Source organism: Vibrio sp. 03_296 (genome assembly GCF_002265885.1).
Genome location: NZ_NPKW01001299.1, coordinates 1 through 388, shown reverse-complemented (window position 1 = coordinate 388; position 388 = coordinate 1). Strand labels below are relative to the sequence as shown.

Annotated in this window: 1 pseudogene; it reads right to left on the bottom strand. The window is 48.2% G+C overall.

From position 1 onward, the window contains the following. Positions 1-388 (bottom strand): annotated as a pseudogene (tuf, locus tag CIK04_RS31665) (elongation factor Tu); the annotation flags it as partial.

Genomic DNA, 388 nt, shown 5'->3' with positions numbered 1-388 from the left:
CAACACCAGCACCAACAGTACGGCCACCTTCACGGATCGCGAAACGTAGACCTTCGTCCATCGCGATTGGAGAGATTAGCTCAACAACCATTGGATGTTGTCACCAGGCATTACCATTTCTACGCCTTCTGGTAGAGAGATATCACCAGTTACGTCAGTTGTACGGAAGTAGAACTGTGGACGGTAGCCTTTGAAGAATGGAGTGTGACGACCACCTTCATCTTTAGAAAGTACGTATACTTCTGATTCGAACTTAGTGTGTGGAGTGATTGAACCTGGCTTAGCAAGTACTTGGCCACGTTCTACTTCATCACGCTTAGTACCACGTAGTAGCGCACCAACGTTCTCACCCGCACGACCTTCGTCTAGAAGCTTACGGAACATCTCA